The following is a 6,205-nucleotide window of genomic DNA, read 5'->3' as shown; positions in this document are numbered from 1 at the left end:
ATCTCGGGGAGCTGCTGGACAACGTCCGGGAGACGGGGCTGGCGGTGCAGCTGTGGATCGAGGGTGAGGCGCGGTCGCCGTCGCCGGGGGTGGACGTGGCGGCGTTCCGGCTGATCCAGGAGGCGCTGACGAACACGCTGAAGCACGCGGGTCCGCAGGCGCGGGCGTGGGTGCGGCTGTACTACGGGGATCGCGACCTGACGGTGGAGATCGAGGACGACGGGCGCGGCACGGCGACGTTCGTGGCCGACAACGAGGACAATCCGGGGCATGGGCTTGTCGGCATGTACGAGCGGGTGGCGCTGTACGGTGGCGAGTTGAAGATCGGTCCGCGGGTCGGCGGCGGGTTCGGTGTCCGGGCGCGGTTCCCCCTGGAGGCGTGAGCGTCGTGCGCGGCGGGCGGCGGCGGCCCGGACGGCCGGATTCGGTCTCCCGGTGCCGGGAGGCCGTAGGTTGTGCGGGCCGTAGGTTTGGGCGTGGGCGCCGCCGGAAGGGCGGGCGCGCGGTGAGGCGAGGAGCGGGGACGATGGTGCGACCGGGACACCGGGCGGGCGGTGCGGTGCGATGAGCGCGGTGCGGGTGCTGCTCGTCGATGATCAGCCGCTGCTGCGGACGGGGTTCCGGCTCATCCTGGAGGCCGAGACCGACATCGCGGTGGTGGGCGAGGCCGGGGACGGCGCGGCGGCGGTGGAGCTGACGCGGTCGCTGCTGCCGGACGTGGTGCTGATGGACATCCGGATGCCGGGGGTGGACGGCATCGAGGCGACCCGGCGGATCGTCCGGGACGGTGCGGCCGCGCACGATCCGAGGGTGCTGATCCTGACGACGTTCGACCTCGACGAGTACGTGATCGAGGCGGTGCGGGCGGGGGCGAGCGGGTTCCTCCTGAAGGACTCGCCGCCGGAGGACCTGGTGCAGGCGATCCGGATCGTGGCGGCGGGCGACGCGATCGTGGCGCCGAGCGTGACGCGGCGGCTGCTGGACCGGTTCGCGTCGCGGCTGCCGGCGGTGCGGGACGAGGCGCCGCCGCCTGGGTTGGACACGCTGACCGACCGGGAGCGCGAGGTGCTGGCGCACGTGGCGCGGGGGCAGTCGAACGCGGAGATCGCGGCGGAGCTCGTGGTGAGCGAGACGACGGTGAAGACGCACGTGGGGAACGTGCTGGCGAAGCTCGGGCTGCGGGACCGGGTGCAGGCGGTCGTGTACGCGTACGAGACGGGCCTGAGCAGGCCGGGCCAGAGCTGACCGGGCCCGCCCCGGGGCCGCCCCGGGGCCGCGGGCGGGTGGTGGCCGCGGCGGGCGCGGGGGCGGTCTCAGGGTCGGACCCTGGTTCGCCCCTGTCTTCCGGTGGGGCGGGACTACTCCGGTAGGACGAGTGCCGCGGGGCTTCTCCTGCCTCCGGGGGACGGGCAAGTCCGTTCCTGGGGTCCATCACAGGAGTTCGTCGGCCTTCTACTGTTTTGGTACGCCGGGCCGTCGGGGGCCAGCACGGCCCGGCCGCATTGCTCCGCTCACTCGACTACGGGAGTTTCACGTGACGAACACCGCCCCATCGACCGCCGGCGCGCACACCGTGCCCGGGGAGGGCGAATTCGCCGCACGCACCCAGGGGATCACCAAGGTGTACGGGCACGGCGACGCCCAGGTCATCGCGCTCGACGGGGTCACCGTCGGCATCCCCCGGGGCCGCTACACGGCGATCATGGGCCCGTCGGGGTCCGGGAAGTCGACCCTCATGCACTGCATGGCGGGCCTGGACTCGGTGGACTCGGGTGAGGTCTACATCGGCGACACCGAGCTGACGCGGCTGAAGGACAAGCAGCTGACCAGGCTCCGGCGCGACAAGGTCGGTTTCGTCTTCCAGGCGTTCAACCTCGTGCCGACGCTGACGGCGCTGGAGAACATCACGCTGCCGATGGACATCGCGGGCCGCAAGGCGGACCGGGAGTGGCTGGACACGGTGATCGACACGGTGGGGCTGCGGCCGCGGCTGAAGCACCGCCCGTCGGAGCTGTCGGGCGGGCAGCAGCAGCGGGTGGCGTGCGCGCGGGCGCTGGCCGCCCGCCCGGAGATCATCTTCGCGGACGAGCCGACGGGGAACCTGGACTCGCGGTCCGGTGCGGAGGTGCTGGGGTTCCTGCGGGACTCGGTGCGGCGGATGGGCCAGACGATCGTGATGGTGACGCACGACCCGACCGCGGCGGCGTACGCAGACCAGGTGCTGTTCCTGTCCGACGGGCAGATCGTCGACACGATGGCGGAGCCGACGGCCGAGCGGGTGCTGGAGCGGATGAAGGGCTTCGACTCCGGGCCGGCCGCCGCGCAGGGCCCGGACGCGCAGGGGCCGGGGGTCGCGGCGCGATGATGGGCAGGGTCACGCTCCGCAACCTCGCGGCGCACAAGATCAGGCTGGTGCTGACGGCCGTCGCGGTGATCCTCGGCGTGGCGTTCGTCGCCGGGACGCTGATGTTCACCGACAGCATGAACAAGCAGTTCGACGAGCTGTTCAGCAGCATCAGCGAGGACATCGCCGTCGACGTCCGGGCGGAGAAGGTCGTGGGCGGCGACGACGACGGCATGTCGGCGCAGCCGGTGCCGGCGTCGGTGCTGGAGACGCTGAAGGGCGTCGACGGCGTCCGGGACCCGATCGGGAACGTCACCGGGTACGCGGCGGTTGTCGGCAAGGACGGGAAGATCGTCGGGACGCCGCAGAACGGCCCGCCGCAGCTCGGCGTGAACCTGACCGAGAGCGCGTTCTACGACCTGACGTCCGGCCGCGCGCCGCGGGGCCCGGCGGAGGTCGTCATCGACGAGGCGACCGCCGAGCACGGCGAGCTCGCGATCGGTGACACCACGCAGGTCATCACGGCGGGCCCGCCGCAGCGGATGAAGATCGTCGGGCTGGTCGACACCGGGAACATGATGGGCGCGACGGTCACCGCGTTCGACACCCCGACGGCGCAGCGGCTGCTGCTGAAGCCCGGTTACTTCACCGACATCGAGATGAAGTCGGCGGGCCCGTCGGAGGCGGAGCTGCGCGACCGCGTCGCGGCGGCCCTGCCGCCGGGCCTGGAGGCGATCACGGGGACCGAGCTGCGCGAGGAGGCGCAGAGCGACGTCGCGGAGATCATGGGGTTCTTCCGGACGTTCCTGCTCGCGTTCGCGCTGATCTCGATCTTCGTCGGGGCGTTCATCATCTTCAACACGTTCTCGATGCTGGTGGCGCAGCGGACCCGTGAGCTGGCGCTGCTGCGCGCGATCGGCGCGGCCCGCGCGCAGGTGACGCGGGCGGTGATCGGCGAGGCCGTCGCGGTCGGGGTCGTGGGGTCCACGCTCGGGCTGGCCGCGGGGGCCGGGCTGGCGTCGCTGCTGCAGACGCAGATGGGCGACGCCGGCGAGGGCGGCCTGACCCTCACCGCGAACGCGGTGTTCTGGTCGTACGCGGTCGGGATCGTGGTGACGGTCGTGTCGGCGTACTTCCCGGCGCGCCGCGCCGCCAAGATCCCGCCGGTGGCGGCGATGCGCGACGACGTGGCGCTGCCGCAGCGGTCGATGCGGATCCGGATCGCGCTGGGGTCGCTGCTCACCGCGATCGGCGCGGCGCTGATCGCGGTGGGCCTCGCCGGCGCCGGCGGCAACCCGGCGGTGCCCGTCGGGGCGGGCGCGTTCGGGGTGTTCATCGGCGTGGCGATGCTCGCGCCGGTGATCAGCGTGCCGGTGCTGCGGGTGCTGGGCGCGCCGGCGGCGCGGCTGCTCGGGGCGCCGGGGCGGCTGGCGCGGCAGAACGCGCTGCGGAACCCGCGCCGCACCGCCGCGACCGCCGCCGCGCTGATGATCGGGCTGGCGCTGATCACGACGGTGAACGTGCTGGGCTCGACGATGCGGGCGTCGCTCGACGAGCAGATCGACGCGCAGTTCGGCGCGGACTACCTGGTGCAGGCGCAGGGCGCCGGGGGCGTGAACGCCGAGGCGCAGCAGAAGGTGAAGGACGCGCCGGGCGTGGTGGCCGCGACGCCGACCTACAGCGGCGAGGTCAAGGTCGACGGCGAGGACGTGTTCTACGTCGCGGGCGACGCGCGGGTCATCACCGAGGCGGCGCGGCTGAAGATCGTGTCGGGGAGTCCGGCGGCCGGGCCGGCCGACCTCATGGTCGACGAGGGCACGGCGGAGGACCGCGGCTGGGAGGTCGGGGCGGCGGTGCCCGTCCAGTTCCCGGACGGGAAGACCGAGCGGCTGAACCTCAGCGGCGTGTACTCCAGGAGCGACCTGATCGGGCCGCGGCTGATGTCGCAGGAGATGCATCTGCGGCACACGCTGAATCCGACTGTCGGGATCATGGTGGTGGACACCGAGCGGGCCGACGCGGCGACGAGGACGGCGCTGGAGTCGGCGCTGCAGGGCTACCCGAACCTGGAGGTCGCCGACCAGGCGTCGCTGAAGGAGGACGCCCGCGGCCAGGTCGACGGGTTCGTGACGTTCCTGACGATCCTGCTGGTGATGTCGGTGGTCATCGCGGCGGTCGGGGTGATCAACACCCTGGCGCTGTCGGTGATCGAGCGGACCCGGGAGATCGGGCTGCTCCGCGCGATCGGGATATCCCGGCGGCAGCTGCGCCGCATGATCCGGCTGGAGTCCATCATGATCGCGGTGTTCGGGGCGGTGCTCGGCATGGGCATCGGGATCGCGTTCGGCGCGGCGCTGCAGAACGCGCTCGCCGACGACGGTCTCGGCGTCCTGTCGGTCCCGTACGGGACGCTCGTGGTCTACCTGGCGATCGCCGCGGTGATCGGTGTGCTGGCGGCGCTGTGGCCGGCGTGGCGGGCCGGGCGGATGGACGTGCTGAAGGCCATCTCCACCGAATGACCCGATGACCGCCCCGCGCGCCCGCCGGCCGAGCAGGCGGGCGCGCGGGGCGGACGCACGAGCAAGGCACGCGCAAGGCACGCGCAAGGTGAGCGGAAGGCGCAAGCGGAAGGCCCGGTCCCCTCGGGTGAGGGGGCCGGGCCTTTCCGGTGCGGGAGGCGCGCCGGGAGAGCCGGCGGGCGGTCCGCGGGGCCGGGCGCTACTCCGCGGAGTCGGCGGCGGACGCGGTCCCCGCGTCGCCGGCCGCGGCCGCGCCGGGCGCCACCGCGGCCTTGGCGACCGCGTCGGTCGCGCTGACCGTGGTGTTCTCCGGGAAGTGGCAGGCGGCCTGGTGGCCGGGGCTGAGCTCGACCAGCGGCGGCTCGACCTGCTTGCAGATGTCCTGCGCCTTCCAGCAGCGGGTGTGGAAGCGGCACGCGGGCGGCGGGTCCAGCGGGCTCGGCACGTCGCCCTGCAGCCGGATCCGCTTGCGCTCCCCGCGCTGGGACGGGTCCGGGATCGGCACCGCCGACAGCAGCGCGTTGGTGTAGGGGTGCATGGGTCGCTCGTACAGGTCCGTGCGGTCCGCCAGCTCGACGATCTTGCCGAGGTACATGACGGCGACCCGGTCGGAGATGTGCCGCACCACCGACAGGTCGTGCGCGATCACCACGTAGGTGAGGTCGAGCTCGTCCTGCAGGTCCTCCAGCAGGTTCACGACCTGGGCCTGCACCGACACGTCCAGCGCCGACACCGGCTCGTCCGCGATGATCAGCTTCGGCTTCAGCGCGAGGGTGCGGGCGATGCCGATGCGCTGCCGCTGCCCGCCGGAGAACTCGTGCGGGTACCGGTTGTAGTGCTCGGGGTTGAGGCCCACCAGCTCCAGGATCTCCTGGACGGCCTTCTTCACGCCCTGCTCGGCCTCGAGGTTCTGCAGCCGGAACGGGGCCCCCACGATCGCGCCGACCGTCTTGCGCGGGTTCAGCGACGAGTACGGGTCCTGGAAGATCATCTGGAGGTCGCGGCGGAACGGCCGGAGCCGGCGCTGCGACATCTTCGTGATGTCCTGGCCCTCGAAGGTGATCTTCCCGAAGCTGGGGTCCAGCAGCCGCATGATCATCCGGCCGGTGGTGGACTTGCCGCAGCCCGACTCCCCCACCAGCCCGAGGGTCTCGCCCTTGCGGACGGAGAACGACACGCCGTCCACGGCCTTGACCGCGGCGACCTGCCGGCGCAGCAGCCCCGCGGTGACGGGGAAGTGCTTGCCGAGGTTCTCCACCTCCAGCAGGTTCTCGCCCTCCCTGATCGGACGGGGCTCCCCGGCCGGGGCCTTGTCGACCGAGACCTTCTCGGCCGGGGTCTT

5 protein-coding genes are annotated in these 6,205 nt (G+C 72.8%); 4 read left to right on the top strand and 1 reads right to left on the bottom strand.

Annotation, left to right across the window (positions count from 1 at the left end):
* From E1266_RS18765 to E1266_RS18750, 4 genes are all read left to right on the top strand, one after another.
* A partial coding sequence (locus tag E1266_RS18765; RefSeq protein WP_243718570.1) for an ATP-binding protein occupies positions 1–383 on the top strand: 383 nt, incomplete at its 5' end.
* A 181-nt stretch (positions 384–564) separates the two neighbouring features.
* Positions 565–1,245 carry a response regulator transcription factor gene (locus E1266_RS18760; RefSeq protein ID WP_132048672.1) on the top strand — a complete coding sequence of 227 codons (681 nt, stop codon included), beginning with the start codon at positions 565–567 and terminating at the stop codon, positions 1,243–1,245.
* A gap of 289 nt (positions 1,246–1,534) precedes the next feature.
* Positions 1,535–2,365 carry an ABC transporter ATP-binding protein gene (locus E1266_RS18755; protein WP_132048670.1) on the top strand — a complete coding sequence of 277 codons (831 nt, stop codon included), beginning with the start codon at positions 1,535–1,537 and terminating at the stop codon, positions 2,363–2,365.
* Positions 2,362–4,863, top strand: coding sequence for an FtsX-like permease family protein (locus E1266_RS18750; RefSeq protein ID WP_243718568.1), 2,502 nt, complete (start codon positions 2,362–2,364; stop codon positions 4,861–4,863). Before E1266_RS18755 ends, E1266_RS18750 begins: the two co-directional genes overlap by 4 nt.
* Before the next feature lie 199 nt (positions 4,864–5,062).
* Here E1266_RS18750 and E1266_RS18745 read toward each other — a convergent pair whose 3' ends face one another.
* The gene (locus E1266_RS18745; RefSeq protein ID WP_132048680.1) at positions 5,063–6,148 is read right to left on the bottom strand and encodes an ABC transporter ATP-binding protein; all 1,086 of its coding nucleotides are present in this window, start codon (positions 6,146–6,148) and stop codon (positions 5,063–5,065) included.
* Positions 6,149–6,205: the final 57 nt, after the last annotated feature.

This window comes from Actinomadura sp. 7K534 (assembly GCF_004348575.1).
In the GTDB taxonomy this organism is placed as follows: Bacteria; Actinomycetota; Actinomycetes; order Streptosporangiales; family Streptosporangiaceae; genus Spirillospora; species Spirillospora livida.
This window is presented reverse-complemented; position numbering and strand designations above follow the sequence as displayed.

What these genes read in the sequence shown, in the direction of transcription:
- E1266_RS18760 (WP_132048672.1), top strand. Translation starts at nt 565, where the DNA reads ATGAGCGCGGTGCGGGTGCTGCTCGTCGATGATCAGCCGCTGCTGCGG.
- E1266_RS18750 (WP_243718568.1), top strand. Translation starts at nt 2,362, where the DNA reads ATGATGGGCAGGGTCACGCTCCGCAACCTCGCGGCGCACAAGATCAGG.